The organism is Enterococcus spodopteracolus, from assembly GCF_030441955.1.
GTDB classification, from domain to species: domain Bacteria; phylum Bacillota; class Bacilli; order Lactobacillales; family Enterococcaceae; genus Enterococcus_B; species Enterococcus_B spodopteracolus.
This window is the reverse complement of sequence record NZ_JARJHD010000002.1, coordinates 92,207-107,778: the sequence shown is the minus strand read 5'-3', so window position 1 is coordinate 107,778 and position 15,572 is coordinate 92,207. Positions and strand designations below refer to the sequence as shown.

Here is a 15,572-nt window from a genome sequence, read left to right as displayed (position 1 = left end):
AATTTCGTCGTATACGCTAGTAAAAAGAGTTGACAGCGCACTTTTCTTGGGGAATAATAGCAATTGAGAAACATTCTCAATTACGTTTGGAGGAAAGACATGAGACTTAAAAATAAACTATTCACAATCTCTAGCGCATTACTTTTGGTGGGATTACTGAGTGCTTGCTCGCCAGGCTCATCCACAACCGAAGAGACAACCGCATCATCGACTACTGCTGATAACGGTACGCATACCTTGACAGATACATTAGGGCATTCAGTTGAAATACCTAACCAACCAAAACGGATCATCGGCAGTTACTTAGAGGATTATCTTGTTGCGTTAGGTGAAACCCCGGTTGCTCAATGGACAGTCGGCAGTGGTTCGATCCAAGATTATTTACAAGATGATCTGAAAGATGTCCCAACTATCTCCTATGATCTACCCTATGAAAATGTGTTAAGTTTTGAACCTGATTTATTATTGATTTCTTCTTCAGCCACTGTCGAAGGTGGCAAATACGAGCAATATAATAAAATTGCTCCAACCTATGTTGTTAAAAATGGTACCGATGTCACATGGGAAGAACAGTTGCAAGACATTGGCAAAGTATTGAATAAAGAGAATAAAGCAGAGGAAATCATTCAAGATTATCAAGATTACGCGAAAGAAACACGAGAAGAATTGAGTGATCAGATCGATGGGAAAACAGCTGCTGTCTTATGGGTCACGAACAACTCTGCCTTTATGGTCAGCCAGAATCGTTCAAGCGGTCGCATCGTTTATGAAGATCTACAATTCGGTGTGCCATCTTTAGTAGAAGAAGTATCAAAAGAGGCAACCTCTGATTGGTCAGCTGTTTCATCAGAAAAATTAGCTGAATTAGACGCAGACTATATCATCTTAGTCAATAGTGACGAACAAGCTGCGATGTTCAACGAACCCACTTGGCAAAATCTGAAAGCAGTCAAAGCGGGGCAAGTATTCGAATTTGGTCCAACTTCTAGCTGGTTATATAATGGACCAATCGCTAGTCGTCAAATGATCGATGATATCAAAGGCGAGCTAAAGTAAAAGCGTGAAAATCACATTTTGACTTGTGCTGTAAATAAAAAGAAGTGTTCAGTATGCTAGCTGGTAAACAGCACATCAAAAAACGACCATCACCAAGAGGTAAAATTCTTCGGTGATGATCGTTTTTTTCGATGTTCAATTTGTTTGTCGATTACTAAGAATTTCGGTAATCACGTAACCGATAGCCAACGCCGATCTCAGTGATCAAATATTCTGGACGAATGGTATTTTTCTCGATTTTTTTCCGAATGTTTGACATATTCACTCGCAACACTTGGGAATCTGTTCCATAAGACCCCCAAACTTCTGATGTTAATACGCGATAAGTAACGACCTTCCCAAGGTGTTGGAATAATACGAGCAAAATGCGATATTCATTCTTAGTGAGATGGATCGGTTCTCCTGCTTTGGTTAACAGCTGGCTTTCTGTATCCAAAGACAATTCCCCATTCGTGATGACTGAAGGTAACTCCTCTTGTTTACGATGACGAAAAGCGGTTCTGATCCTAGCAAGTAATTCATTCATCCCAAAAGGCTTAGTGACGTAATCATCCGCACCAAGATCAAGCGCTTTGACTTTTTCATGCTCGTTGTTTCGCGCAGAGATCACGATCAACGGCGTAGCCAGTCGTTTACGAATGATTTTCAATAATTCGATGCCATCAATATCTGGCAAACCTAAATCGAGCAAAATCAAGTCAAAGGAATCTTCTTGGAACACATGCAAAGCTTCCATGCCAGTTATGGCAATCGTAACGTGATAATGTTCTTTTGCCAACACGACCTCCATAAAATCAGTGATCGTTGGATCATCTTCAATCAATAGTACTTTCCTCATGTAACCCCACCTCCTCACTCTTGTTCAAATCGATGCGAACCACTGTTTTCCCTTCTGATACAGCCATCTCTAATTTCCCATTATGGGCATGGATAATGGTTTTTACAATACTTAATCCAATGCCAAGCCCATTTTTTGAATCGATTGGTACTTCTTCTTCATTGGATAGATTCATCTGGATTTTTTCATATTGCTTCAATGAGATTTCACCCTCATTCTTCACTTCACAAATGACCTGTTGGCCCTCTTGAAACACGCTGACTTCTACTTGCCCTTGTGTTGCTCCATGACGAAACGCATTTTCCACCAGATTGAACATGGCTTGCTCAATCAAGATAGGGTCAACTTCGACAAATAAAACCGCTGTCGGTAAATGGACCAATAATTCCTTGTCAGGATAAACTTTTGTGACATGTTCATAGACTGCTTCAATGATTTCCTCAATCGGCTCTGTTGTTTTTTTCACTTGCATCGTGTCCATATTGATCCGTGTGATCGACAACAGATTCTCCACCATTCGAATCAACCATTGGGATTCTGTCTGGATATCAGTCAGCAATTTTTGGCGCGTTGCTTGTTTCAGCTCTTCATCTGTTTGCAAGAGTGTTTCTGCAATCCCAGAAATCGCAGTCAATGGCGTACGCAAATCATGGGAGATCGCACGTAATAAATTACTGCGAACTTTTTCACGTTCATTTTCTAACTCAATTTGTTCTTTTTCATTCTTAAGCTCTGTTTGTTCTAAGATAACAGCAAGCTGGGTCAACACTAACCGTAAGTAGTTCAATTGACTATCCTCGATCGGAAGCCCGCGACTGCGACGAATCCCTAACACGGCTAGCGTCTTACCATTTGCGACAATCGGTAAATAAAAACCTTTTGCACCACTTAATGTATCCGTTCCATAACCAGAATCTTTTTGATTTTTAGCCGTCCAATAAGCCACTGCTGCTTCTTCTGGATGATCGAGTAAAAATAGGGAATCTTTTGGTGTATATTGACTTAGCTTGATGGCATGTTTATCAAAGAAAATCACTTCCCGATCCAATAGTCTGCCTAAATAAGTGGCAGATAATTCAACGATTTGTTGCTGGTCTTCTGCTAAAACAAACTGCTTGTTCAGTTCATACAGAATTTCCATCTGTTGTTCTTTTTCTCTGGCATGGACAGCCTGTTTTTTCAAACGAACCATCAAATTACTGATCATCAGTGCAACAATCAGCATGATGACTAAAGTAATCGGATAGCCTTGTTTGTATACAGTCAAGGAATACAGCGGCTCGACAAAAAACCAGTTGAAAGCCAAGACACTTAAAATTGAAGATAACGCGCTCCAAAAATAGCCGGAGGTCAGACGAGCAACGAGTAAAATAAAGAAAATGTACACTAACATCAAGTTTTGATCTCCGAAGTGAAGATATTGCATCACCTCAGTCAAAAGCGTTGCTACGAATACACAAATCAATGAAATTGCAAAATCTTTTCCTCCCCCTTCCACTAGTTTCTTGGAATGGGAAAGGAGGGTTGAACGTTTTTCTTTATAAGGAATCAAGTGAAGTTCAGTTTCTGGCAATCGTTTGAGCAGTCGAACATCCAGCTCTTCTGAAAATAATCGCTCCGTCCACGGTTTCGCCAAATTTTTACCGATGATCAAATCGGTTGCGCCAACCAGTTTAGCATACTCGACGATCGTTTCAAATGAATGATCCTCCTCGATCACCACGACTTCTGCGCCAAGTTTCTCCGCTAAGTCATTCGTCCCTTGTAAACGATCATCGGAACGAATGTATAGCACGATCCATTCTGCCCCCAAGCCTTGCGCTAACCGAGCAGTCCACCGAATACTTTTCTCAGCCATTTTAGGGAAAGCATCTTGAACGATTGTGATCAATTTACTTTGGACACCATTTGTTTTACCGATCACACGATTGATATGATCCGAAGCCCGTTGGATCGCTAGACCACGTAACTGCTCCAATTTTTTAGGAATAAAGAAGTGCTGCAAGGCGCGTTTTGCATTTTCATTAGCATAGATTTTCCCTTGCGCTAAACGATCGATCAATTCATCTGGTTCCACATCGATCACCTTCAATGTCGCCTGTTGGAAAAACGTATCCGGAACCGTTTCTTTTACTTCGATTCCAGTCACTTCTTCAACGATATCATTCAAGCTTTCAATATGTTGGACGTTGATCGTTGTATGGACATTGATTCCCGCGTTCAATAATTCTTCAATATCTTGATATCGCTTGCGATTTCTTGATCCTGGCGCATTACTATGGGCTAATTCATCGATCAAAACGATTTCTGGCTGACGTTTGATAATGGCATCAATATTAGGTTCACTCAAAGTCAGCCCCTTATACGTCACTTCTTTTAAAGGGATCTGTGGTAACCCTTCTAATAATTGATTCGTATCCGGGCGATCATGCGGTTCGATGTAGCCTACCACAATGTCTTTACCTAGTAAGCTAAGCTCTTGTGCTTCCGCCAGCATCGCATAAGTCTTGCCGACTCCCGCCGCGAAACCAAAATACACGCGTAGACGTCCTCGGCTTTTTTCACGCTGGTGTAACATTTCTGAAACATCCTGTCTTTCCATCTTTGTTTCTCCTAACCCCTCTGCCACCTACATGTTATCAAGTGACAGATTCAATTCAAGCACGTTGACAAACATTCGATCTGAAAACCAATCCTTCTGTGCTTTTTCCTGTATTATAGCACGAATCTTAGTAACGTCTTCTCCCCGCTCTTTAGCGATACGAGACACTTGACTTTCTGCGGCTGCCACACTGATATGCGGATCAACACCGCTTGCAGAGTTTGTGACTAGATCGATTGGGATCTCCATAGTTTGATCGTTTTGTTGGGCCAATTTTGTTTTATTTTCTACTAATTTCTTTTGCTCCAATGAGGTTGGTGAAAGTTGGGTCACGTCTTGCCCTCTTCCATTAAAATAAGCTGCCTGTTGAAAGGATTGTCCAATCAACGAAGAGCCGACCATCTTCCCTGAAACAACTCTCTGACTGCCATTGGCTTGATGGGCAAAGAAAAGTTGACCGATACCAGTAACAGCGACGGTGTATAGCCCGCCAAGGACTAGTATGCTGAGGAATAAAAAACTAAGCTGTGCTCTAAGGATCTTTTTCATAGGTGAATTCCTTCTTTCTGCAAAATGTCTTTCTTTTTATATTAAGAAAAAACTCAAAGCGAGATCGATCACTTTGATGAATATGAATGGGGCAATTAAACCACCTAATCCATAGACCAATAAATTATGCCGCAAAATCTGACTAGCAGGTTTTTCTGTATACTTGACTCCTTTTAACGCTAAAGGAATCAATGCGACAATAATCACTGCATTATAGATAACAGCCGATAAAATCGCTGTAAGAGGACTACCTAGTGCCATGATATTCAACTGGGCCAATTCGGGATAGATCCCATAAAACAAGACTGGGATCACAGCAAAATATTTTGCGACGTCATTTGCAATACTAAATGTGGTCAAGGCACCTCTAGTCATCAATAATTGTTTACCGATACGTACGACCTTCAATAGCTTCGTGGGACTAGAATCTAAATCAATCATATTGCCTGCTTCTTTTGCTGCTTGTGTCCCTGTATTCATTGCCACTGCCACATCTGCTTGTGCTAATGCTGGCGCGTCGTTCGTTCCATCACCTGTCATTGCTACAAGATGTCCTTTTTCTTGATAGTCACGAATAAGATTCATTTTATTTTCAGGTGTTGCTTCTGCGAGAAAGTCGTCGACTCCCGCCTCAGCCGCAATCGCCGCTGCTGTCAAAGGATTATCTCCTGTGATCATGATAGTTTTGATCCCCATTTTACGCATATCTGCAAAGTTTTCCTGTACGCCATTTTTTACAATGTCTTTGAGATAAATGACCCCCATCACTTGATCATTTTTTACAACCACCAAAGGAGTTCCGCCAGCTTGGGCAACTTTTGCAACGATTTGATCACATTCTTCTGGGTATTGTCCACCACGTGCCTGCACATATTTCTTGATCGTATCGGCGGCACCTTTACGGATCTGATCGCCACGATAATCCATGCCGCTCATGCGGGTTTGCGCACTAAAATCAATGAATTTCACTTCGGATTTTTCAAAAATACGTTCCCGCAAAGCAAATTTTTCTTTAGCTAAAATGACAATACTACGGCCTTCTGCCGTCTCATCTGCCAAAGATGAGAGTTGTGCTGCATCAGCTAATTGTTGTTCTGTGACGCCATTGACAGGTAAGAATTCACTTGCCCGACGATTTCCTAAAGTAATCGTTCCTGTTTTATCTAACAGTAATACATCAACATCTCCCGCTGCTTCGATGGCACGACCACTCATTGCGATCACGTTTTCTTTCGTTAACCGACTCATTCCAGCAATTCCGATCGATGAAATCAATGCACCGATCGTCGTTGGCGCTAAACATACGAATAAAGCAATGACAACGATCGTCGCAATCGGCGCCCCTTTCCCTGACAGCTGACTACTGAATTCGGTAAAAGGAACTAAACTAACAGAGACCGCTAAAAAGATGATCGTTAACGTGATCAAAAAGATTTGTAACCCGATCTCATTCGGGGTTTTCTTTCGTTGAGTTCCTTCCACCATCGAAATCATTTGATCTAAAAAGGAGTGTCCATTTTCGGATGTCACACGAATCACCAGGTAATCAGAAACCACCGTCGTCCCACCAGTAACGGCACTTCGATCGCCCCCTGATTCACGGATCACTGGCGCTGATTCCCCTGTGATGGCACTTTCGTCCACGGAAGCAGCTCCTTCGATCACATCACCATCCGCCGGAATTTGTTGACCCGATACTACGTATATCAGATCCCCTTTTTTGAGATCAGAAGATTTGATCTCAATAAATTCTTGGTTTTCAATATCTTCTAAGCGATTGATCTTATAAGTGATCACTTCTTTTTTCGCTTGCTTCAAGCTATTTGCCTGCGCTTTTCCGCGACCTTCTGCGACTGCTTCGGCAAAATTTGCAAACAACAAGGTAATCCATAACAAACAGGTGATCGTTATAGTAAACCATAAAGGCACCGTTGTTTGCTCAAAGCAAAGGATCGTCGCTAAGATCGCTCCGATGTAGACCATGAACATCACTGGGTTTTTGATTTGTTGTCTTGGGTCTAATTTGACAAAGGCTTCTTTGATTGCCCATACATAAATAGTTTTCATTTGATTTTACTCCTTCTAACTTAAGGTAAAATGATCAGCGATCGGACCTAACGCCAAGGCTGGTAAAAAGCTTAATGCTCCGACAATAAGGATAACAATCATCAACATAGAGATGAATGTACCGTTCGTTGTTGAAAGTGTTCCATCATTGATCGCGATCGTTTTCTTTCTTCCCATGTTTTCAGCCAAAAACAAAATAGCAACGATCGGAATGTAGCGAGAGCACAACATCAAGACACTTCCTAAAAGATTTAGAAACGGTGTATCTGCCGACAACCCACCAAATGCACTCCCGTTATTATTTGCTAGAGAAGTCACATTATAAAGCAACTCACTAAATCCATGAGGCCCTTTATTGGTCAACCAAGTTAAAACATCAGGATGCAGCGAAACGGCCATCGTACCAAATAATGTCAATAATACCGGCGTCAAAATCACTAAACTAGCCATTTTGATATCAAAAGCCTCGATTTTCTTGCCTAAATATTCTGGCGTACGCCCGACAAGTAGCCCAGCGATAAAAACAGTCAGTAGTAGAAATGCCAACATGCCATATAATCCACTACCCACACCACCAAAGATAATCTCCCCTAATTGCATCAAGAAAAGCGGGATACCACCACCGAGAGACGTAAAACTGTCCAACATCGCATTGACGGATCCATTCGATGCTGCTGTTGTGCTAACAGCCCATAAACTTGACCATCCCACACCAAAACGTACTTCTTTTCCTTCCATATTCTGTGAACCCAGTACATCCGTAAAAACGAGTCCATGATATTCACTAATTGCTACACCTATAAAAGCTGCAAAAAGAAAAACAAACGAAACGATTAGAATCGTTCGACCTTGTTTCCATTCTTTGACCCAGTAACCAAAAGCAAAAATCAATGCTGTAGGGATCAACAAGATGGCGAGATTCTCGATGAAATTAGAAAAGATCGTCGGATTTTCAAATGGATAAGCGGAATTGGCACCAAAAAATCCACCACCATTGGTTCCTAATTGCTTGATGGCTACTTGACTGGCCACAGGTCCTAGATATAACCATAAAGATTCTCCAGATAAACCAGTGTAAGACATCCCATGACTAAACGTTTGAACCACGCCTTGGGAAATCAGAAGTACAGCGGTAATTAATGAAAGTGGTAAAAAAATGTAAAGCAAACTACGTATTAGATCTTGCCAAAAATTGCCCAATTGGCTTGATTTCCTTTGAACGATGCCGCGGATCAATGCACAAAGAACCGCTAAACCTACAGCTGCTGACAAGAAATTTTGAACAGTCAAACCAAGCATTTGCGTCGTATTCGACAGTGTCAATTCTCCCGCGTAGGCTTGCCAGTTGGTATTTGTCACAAAACTAACTGCTGTATTCACGGCTAAATCAAATGACAGATTTTCCACGCCATTATTGCCAGGAAGCCAACCTTGGACCATCAATAATCCGGTTAAAAATAGCAAAGAACAGATTCCAACACCCAACACATGCGCTAAATAACGCTTCGCCGTCATTTTCCTTTGACTCTCAGGACCTATCAATTGATAAAAAAAGCGTTCGATTGGTTGGATGAAACGTACATATTTTGGTGTTTCCCCTGTCATGATCAACTTGATGTACCACCCAAGAGGTGCGGCTAAAACAAGTAGAATAAAAAAGAAAAACAACCCTTGAAATACTGCACTCATCATTGCTCTTCCCCCTTAAATAAAAACCAGAATAGATAAGCTAACAAAATAATACTGATACAACCTAAAAATAAGATCATTTTCTTCCTCTCCTTTGTTTTCATCATAGACAAAGGACTATAAAGATAGTGTTAATATTCAAGAAATTTCTTTATATGTTCTTTATACAACATAAAAAACAGCTAAATCTTAAGGAGCAAAGCTCGCTTGACTTAGCTGTTTCTCTATAAAAAAAGATGCGCCCATGATCTTGAACATCTCCTTTTATTTCTTTCAATCATCCATTTTCTGCATCAATGATCAGAGCTTACTTTCTTACCCATTTTTGAAAACGATGGGCATAATGGTTTTCTTGATCCGTGATACCGATATGTTCTTCTGCTAGTTCAAAATCACTAAAGTCGATCTCTCCAATATACGTATCTCCCTCGAACTCACCATCGATCAGTGTTCGCCAAATAATCCCAGTCTGGGGCAAAAGTTCTTGAAAGATCCGACTTCCACCAGAAACATAAATATCTTCTGAAACAGTCTCAGCAAAAGCCAATAATTCATCGATCGAATGCATGACTTCTGCATTTTCTTTGACCTCAAAATCTTTTTGGGTAGTCAACACGATGATGTGGCGATAAGGAAGAGATAGGTCGCCCATGCCTTCATATGTTTTACGCCCCATCACTAATAAACGATCCACCGTATGTTCTCTGAAAAAACGCATATCATTTGGCAAACGCCAAGGCAATAACCCATCTTTACCGATCAATCCATTCTTGTCTTGGGCCCACATGGAAATAAACATTTTGAATCGCTCCTTTCATCTACTACTTGATTATACTAAAAATAAAAAAGCTTGGGTACAGACCCAAACTTTTTTAGACATATTATTTTGTTTCGCGGTGCAAAGTAACTTTACGTTCGCGTGGGCAATATTTTTGCTTTTCCAAACGATCAGGATTGTTACGTTTGTTTTTGTTAGTTAGGTAGTTACGTTCTTTACAAGAAGTACACTCTAAAGTAATGTTTACGCGCATGATTTTCCCTCCCATTTATACTAGAATCCTCTAAGATGACTCTCAGACTTGATTATCTTACCATGATTTTTATCAGATTACTAGCCTTTTTCACGATTTTGTTAAGTAGTTCTACTTGACGAGCAAAAAACAAGCACAGCAAAAATTGAAACAGATGATTTTTCTTTTTACCAAGTTGAGATTACACTTGTTATAGTAGTAAAATCAATTATTCTTTTAGGAGGACTTAGCTATGCCTTGGAATATGAAAGATTTTCCACCAGCCATGAAGAACTTAGAAGAGTTGACTAAAAAGAAAGCAATCGATATCGGCAATGCGCTTTTAGATGAAGGTTATCCTGATGATCGAGCAATCCCGATTGCGATCAGTCAAGCGAAAGAATGGGTTGAAAGTGCAGATGAAAAAGAGAAGAAAGCTTTCTCAAAAGAGAAAAATCCACAAAAAAAGGACAAGCATGAGAGCAATCCGCGAGCGGCTAAATTATTAGACGCTACAGTCGAAGTCAAATTCGAAGAAGATCATTGGATCGTTCGCTCTAAAGTCGCTGAAAAAGCAAGCAATCACTTCGATCATAAAGAAGACGCCATTGAAAAAGGAAAAGAAGTAGCTCGTAATAAAGAAACATCCTTGATGATCTATAAAAAAGATGGCACATTTGAGCGAGAAGTCCATTACTGATTGTATACTATCGTCCCTTTGAATAAAAAATCAACTCATTCCGATTGACGGCAAAAAACGAAGAGTCTGCCCATTATGGATCGGCACTCTTCGTTTTTGCGTTCAATAGAAACATTGTTGGATCGTCTAAACTGTTACATATTGGATTGGTTCAGCTTGGGGAATCGTTTCATCCACAAAATAAACTTTGTACCACGTCAAGAAACTGAAAATCGTCCAAATCTTACGTTGTTCTTCACTTCTACCTTCATGATGATCATCAAGTAATTGGATGATTTTAGCTTGATCAAAGAACTCTGTCGCAAAATCAGCTTCAAATAATTCTTTTACTTGGTGATAGCCATGTTCTTCTTTCAGCCAAGCTTTGATCGGTACAGGGAAACCAAGTTTTACACGATTTGACCATTCTTCAGGCAGATGCTTGTTCGCAGCTTGTCTAAAGACATCTTTCGTATTGTTTTGATTCAATAAATACTTACTTGGGATTTGTTGCGCTAATTTCATTACTTCGATATCAAGAAGTGGTACCCGCACTTCCAGTGAACTTGCCATTGAAAGTTTGTCGGCTTTTAACAAAATATCTTTTGGCATCCATTGGTGTAAGTCAACATATTGCATCTTGTTAATCTCGTCTTGGATTCCTTCAGTTTTTGCATAATGTTCTGCCATGATTTCTTTAACTGTTGGGGCTTGTTGAAATTCTGGCGTCAACAGGTTGGCCGCTTCGTTTTCTTCAAAGATCCGTGCATGTCCGATAAAATATTCTTTGGCAGGCGCTAATGATTCATATAAATGGATCCTACCATGGAAATTACGCATCTTGCCGATTTTTCTACCTAAGTTATAGCGAGTACCTTTTGGTAATTTTTTCAATCCTTGAGCAATCACTCGGATAAATTTTGAATTTGTGTGGAAGCCATATGATTGATAGCCAGCAAATAATTCATCTGCCCCTTCGCCAGATTGAACGACTCGTACACTTTGTGCCGCAAGATTCGCTAAGAAATACAACGGTACACAAGATGGATTAGAATCTGGTTCATCTAAATGGTATTGAATCAAAGGGAAAGCCTTAAAGGACATGTCTCCATCAATGACAGCTGCGGTGTTATCCAAGTCAAGCATTTCTGTTAATTTACGTGCCTCGATTGCTTCATTATAGGTTTTATCATCAAAGCCTATTGAGAAAGAATGGTCTGGTTTCAAAACAGAAGTCACATAACTTGAATCGACCCCACTTGATAAGAAAGAGCCAACTTCCACATCACTGATCGTGTGTGCTTCGATCGATGCTTTCACTGTTTCATCAATTTGATCGATCCATTCTTGACGGCTTTGTGTGCCTTTTTCTTCAAAGTTCGCATCCCAATACTGTTGGATATCCATGTGGCCATCTTTGTAAGTGAAATAATGACCTTCTGGTAAACGATAGACGCCTTTAAAGAATGTTTCCCCATTTAAAGGAGAATATTGAAACGTCATATATGGTTTCAATGCTTCCCGATTCAATTCTTTATTGAAATCTGGATGTGGTAAAAAACTCTTGATTTCAGAACCAAACATCAAAGTTCCGTTCATTTCAGCATAGTAATATGGTTTGATCCCAAAATGGTCTCTTGCACCGAATAATTCTTTTTTCTCATTATCCCAAATCGCAAAAGCAAACATTCCACGTACTTTTTGCAATAACTCAGTTCCCCATTCTTCATAGCCATGTAATAAAACTTCTGTATCTGCATGGGTTTTAAAAATATGACCTGCATCGATCAATTCTTTTCTAAGTGGTTGATAGTTGTAGATTTCTCCATTAAAAATAATGATTTTTGTTTGGTCTTCATTGTAAATGGGCTGTGTGCCCCCTTCTAAGTCAATAATACTTAGACGTCTGAAACCCAAAGCCACATCACGATCAATGTATTCACCGGAACTATTCGGTCCACGGTGAATGATGCGATCCATCATGTCATTGATGATTGCTTTTTTATTATCTTTGTCATTAACAAATCCTACGATTCCGCACATTTATTTCACATCCTACTAAAATTACTATTCCATTATTATGTCCACATGAATCTTATCACAGGAAGGCATTCAGAATGAATGATTTTCACTCTTACAATTTCGTCACATGAAAACAAATAAAATGAAAACTCTCTATCTTTAAAAAAAGTAGACTCAACAATTAATTTAACATGTTTTATCCTAGGAAGCTACTGGATTCTTCTATAGTTTACAAATATTTCATGTTATTCATAAATAGGGAGATTTTTGTAGACATATATCTTCAAAATAACAAGCGATTTCATTTTCTATTTCAATCTAAGATTTTCTTTGCTTGCGCTTTGATAGAAGGCTTTTTATCCATCTCTGTCTTTTACGTCCGCATGTAAGAAAATCATCATGCGTGAAAAAAAAAGTACGTTATTCTGTTTGGTAGAAGTGAGAACTACTTGGCATAATATTAAAAAAACTTTTTATTCGCCTCTTATTTCATTTGAAAATAACTAAGTATCTCTTTGCACTACCTGCTTCACTTTATAGAATAGGTAAATTTCAAGAAATAAAAACCAATATACAATAACTATAACCTGCTATCAAATCACTTGACGAAAAAACGAATTTCGGAGATGCTCAATCTAAGAACATATTTTATTTTAAAGTTAGGAAGGATGAACATGAAAATCGGAAAAGTATTATTAGGGATATTGTTAGGGGTAACAACTATTATTGGGGCATTTATATTAGGTATCATGCTATTCCCGTTATTTGCACCAGAAATTCAAAACACGACAGTTCAAGAAACCACGAAAACTTCACAGACAAAAAGGACCGAACGTTCATTAACCACGACAGAAACAACAAGCCCAAATGATCAACAGCTAGTAAATCAAACAACTCCACAAGGACAAACCCAAGATCCAATTTTGGAAAAGGCATTAAACACACCTGCTACACCATTGAGCGCCTTTAGCTCAGATCCTTATGATTGGGATTTAAATCAAGCGAATATTACGAACGGCACCGCTCAGTCTATCGGCTGGATTCAAGCAGAAGACTCAACTGGAAGAATAGAAGTTGAATATCACTGCTTCGCTTGCGACACGAATTGGAACGGCAGAAATTACGCCTATGAATGGAATGGCCAAACAACGACGACTAAAATAACTCCTTTTACAATCGTTGGAATACCTTGTGAACATCAAAAATCCTTAAAAAATCATGGCTATATTAGTTGATTTCAGATAAATAGAAAATCTATATAAAAAAGAGAACAGAATACTTGAATACAAGAAAGCAAGCGCACAAACCAAAAAGACTACACCGTCGTTTAGATTTCTGCGCTTATCTTCTTGTAAATAAATTTTTATCGTTTACTAAAGTAATGGACTCGCCGATTTTCATATCGCAATAAAAAAAACCACTTGAAGCTCGATGATAAAAATCAAAATCGGCAATCACTACTTTTATACAATTTTTTCTTCTATCCTGCTTATTTCAAGAATTTTTTAAAACAACCTCTTCCATCCTAACGAAAAAATAATCCTCATGTTCATTCAACCTTCCAGTATAATTTAAATATCAATGTGCAAGACATTGAAATAAATCAGGGTGGTAGATATAGATGGCAATTTATTATTTTAACAAAAAAACAGATGCGCGAGGAAATCACGAAGTCCACGTGATCTCATGTACGCATTGTCCAGAGGATGCACTTTTTATTGGCATATTTTCTACATGTGAAGAAGCCTTACATAAAGCAAACACAACCCACTCATCTAAAAGTTTTGATGGTTGTTCTCATTGTTGCAAAGACTGTCATAGCGGTTGATTTTCAAGGGATAGCTAGGCTGTTCCTTATTGTTTCTTTCTTTTACAGAGAACTTTCTTTCTACATGAATCGGTCATATTTGAAAATTTGCAAATTACATAAAAGGAGTACCAAAAGGGGAGTCAAAAAATATTTCAGGGTAAAAAATCAACAAAAAAGACACGACCTAAATCGTGTCTAAACGTTGGTATATAAGGAAGGTACGGGATTTGAACCCGTGCACCACATTACTGCGGCTCGCCGGATTTCGAGTCCGGTGCATTACCACTCTGCCAACCTTCCATGCCTACTATTTTTAATCTTTTTTCTAAAAATGTCAAGAGGTATTATGCACTCCTGTTAATCTTATTTGTTTTGTAAACTGGTCATTTAAATACCGCAACAGTTATGTTTAAATCCGAAAACACTTTTCAAATTACATGATTGGAATAAAATAGCTTACGGGACATTCGTCCTCTCACCATCAAAAAACGAATAAACGGCGTTAACAGTAGAAGTAACCCCTTCGAAAGTTAAGACGCCATCCACTAAAATTTGAAGCACGTTTTTCGTGGATAGCGCCTTATTTCTCGAGGCTAAAAAACTTCTGTCTCAACCTCATGATGTTGTAATTAGCGTATTTTTTCTGGATTTTCAATTGCAAGTACAGAATCGACCGTCGTTTTGATGATCGAAATGATTTGCTCTTCTGTAGGATGCATGATACTAGAAGACATCAATGAAGCAATACCAGTGATGGTTACCCAAGTACCAGTATGAAGCGCATCAATATACGCTTCCGATAAATCTTTATATCGGGCGTCCTCTTTTAATAACTTACGGAAATAATTATAAGAAAAATCATGCATCTTTTGACCATTTCCATGTTCATCGATATATAAAGCCATGTAAAGGCTATGGTTTTTCTTAGCGAAATAAATATAATTCAATCCTAAATCGATGATTTTATCTCCTGTACGCTCTACAGGAAACACTTCTTCTTCTAACTGTTGGAAGATGACATCTAATAGCGTATTTTTTAAATCTTCCATGTTTTTGAACTCTAAGTAAATCGGTTGGGTCGATATCCCCATCTTTTTCGCGATATTTCGTGCAGTGAAACCTTTAAATCCTTCTTTAGCAACCACTTCATATGCAGCTTTCAGAATTTGATCCTTCGTATAGACTTTTCTTCTCATAATAAACTCCCCCACTTCATGCTACAGTCTCTGTTCTTTTATTTTAACCGATAT

At 39.1% G+C, this 15,572-nt stretch carries 12 protein-coding genes and 1 tRNA gene; 3 read left to right on the top strand and 10 right to left on the bottom strand.

What is annotated here, in order from left to right:
• Nucleotides 1-99: 99 nt before the first annotated feature.
• Complete coding sequence (locus P3R27_RS03455) at nucleotides 100-1,056, top strand: iron-hydroxamate ABC transporter substrate-binding protein (RefSeq protein WP_126134175.1); 957 nt, start codon at nucleotides 100-102, stop codon at nucleotides 1,054-1,056.
• 154 nt (nucleotides 1,057-1,210) lie between these two features.
• Here the strand turns inward: P3R27_RS03455 and P3R27_RS03450 are convergent, their stop codons facing one another.
• The 7 genes from P3R27_RS03450 to rpmG form a co-directional block, all read right to left on the bottom strand.
• On the bottom strand, nucleotides 1,211-1,894 hold the full coding sequence (locus tag P3R27_RS03450; RefSeq protein ID WP_301357080.1) for a response regulator transcription factor: 684 nt from the start codon (nucleotides 1,892-1,894) through the stop codon (nucleotides 1,211-1,213).
• On the bottom strand, nucleotides 1,872-4,496 hold the full coding sequence (locus tag P3R27_RS03445) for a DUF4118 domain-containing protein (RefSeq protein WP_284592183.1): 2,625 nt from the start codon (nucleotides 4,494-4,496) through the stop codon (nucleotides 1,872-1,874). The genes P3R27_RS03450 and P3R27_RS03445 overlap by 23 nt, the downstream gene beginning before the upstream one ends.
• Nucleotides 4,497-4,523: 27 nt before the next feature.
• Nucleotides 4,524-5,045, bottom strand: coding sequence for a potassium-transporting ATPase subunit C (locus P3R27_RS03440; RefSeq protein WP_034687681.1), 522 nt, complete (start codon nucleotides 5,043-5,045; stop codon nucleotides 4,524-4,526).
• A 36-nt stretch (nucleotides 5,046-5,081) separates the two neighbouring features.
• Nucleotides 5,082-7,112, bottom strand: coding sequence for a potassium-transporting ATPase subunit KdpB (gene kdpB / locus P3R27_RS03435; protein ID WP_126134177.1), 2,031 nt, complete (start codon nucleotides 7,110-7,112; stop codon nucleotides 5,082-5,084).
• A 15-nt stretch (nucleotides 7,113-7,127) separates the two neighbouring features.
• Nucleotides 7,128-8,804, bottom strand: coding sequence for a potassium-transporting ATPase subunit KdpA (gene kdpA / locus P3R27_RS03430; RefSeq protein WP_126134178.1), 1,677 nt, complete (start codon nucleotides 8,802-8,804; stop codon nucleotides 7,128-7,130).
• Between the two features lie 304 nt (nucleotides 8,805-9,108).
• Nucleotides 9,109-9,600 (bottom strand): dihydrofolate reductase, encoded by a 492-nt coding sequence (locus P3R27_RS03425; RefSeq protein WP_034687688.1) that lies wholly within the window; start codon nucleotides 9,598-9,600, stop codon nucleotides 9,109-9,111.
• An 82-nt stretch (nucleotides 9,601-9,682) separates the two neighbouring features.
• The gene (gene rpmG, locus P3R27_RS03420; RefSeq protein ID WP_373865805.1) at nucleotides 9,683-9,847 is read right to left on the bottom strand and encodes a 50S ribosomal protein L33; all 165 of its coding nucleotides are present in this window, start codon (nucleotides 9,845-9,847) and stop codon (nucleotides 9,683-9,685) included.
• 217 nt (nucleotides 9,848-10,064) lie between these two features.
• On the opposite strand from rpmG, the gene P3R27_RS03415 reads away from it, so the two are divergent.
• Nucleotides 10,065-10,511 carry a DUF2188 domain-containing protein gene (locus P3R27_RS03415; RefSeq protein WP_301357242.1) on the top strand — a complete coding sequence of 149 codons (447 nt, stop codon included), beginning with the start codon at nucleotides 10,065-10,067 and terminating at the stop codon, nucleotides 10,509-10,511.
• Between the two features lie 126 nt (nucleotides 10,512-10,637).
• On the opposite strand, the gene asnB is transcribed toward P3R27_RS03415, so the two are convergent.
• Nucleotides 10,638-12,533, bottom strand: coding sequence for an asparagine synthase (glutamine-hydrolyzing) (gene asnB, locus P3R27_RS03410; protein WP_034687692.1), 1,896 nt, complete (start codon nucleotides 12,531-12,533; stop codon nucleotides 10,638-10,640).
• Nucleotides 12,534-13,186: 653 nt separating this feature from the next.
• Between asnB and P3R27_RS03405 the strand changes: the two genes are divergently transcribed.
• Nucleotides 13,187-13,747 carry a hypothetical protein gene (locus P3R27_RS03405; RefSeq protein ID WP_126134180.1) on the top strand — a complete coding sequence of 187 codons (561 nt, stop codon included), beginning with the start codon at nucleotides 13,187-13,189 and terminating at the stop codon, nucleotides 13,745-13,747.
• Nucleotides 13,748-14,534: 787 nt separating this feature from the next.
• On the opposite strand, the gene P3R27_RS03400 is transcribed toward P3R27_RS03405, so the two are convergent.
• Both P3R27_RS03400 and P3R27_RS03395 read right to left on the bottom strand, forming a co-directional pair.
• A tRNA-Ser gene (locus P3R27_RS03400) sits at nucleotides 14,535-14,622 on the bottom strand.
• Between the two features lie 329 nt (nucleotides 14,623-14,951).
• Nucleotides 14,952-15,518 (bottom strand): TetR/AcrR family transcriptional regulator, encoded by a 567-nt coding sequence (locus P3R27_RS03395; RefSeq protein WP_034687698.1) that lies wholly within the window; start codon nucleotides 15,516-15,518, stop codon nucleotides 14,952-14,954.
• Nucleotides 15,519-15,572 lie beyond the last annotated feature (54 nt).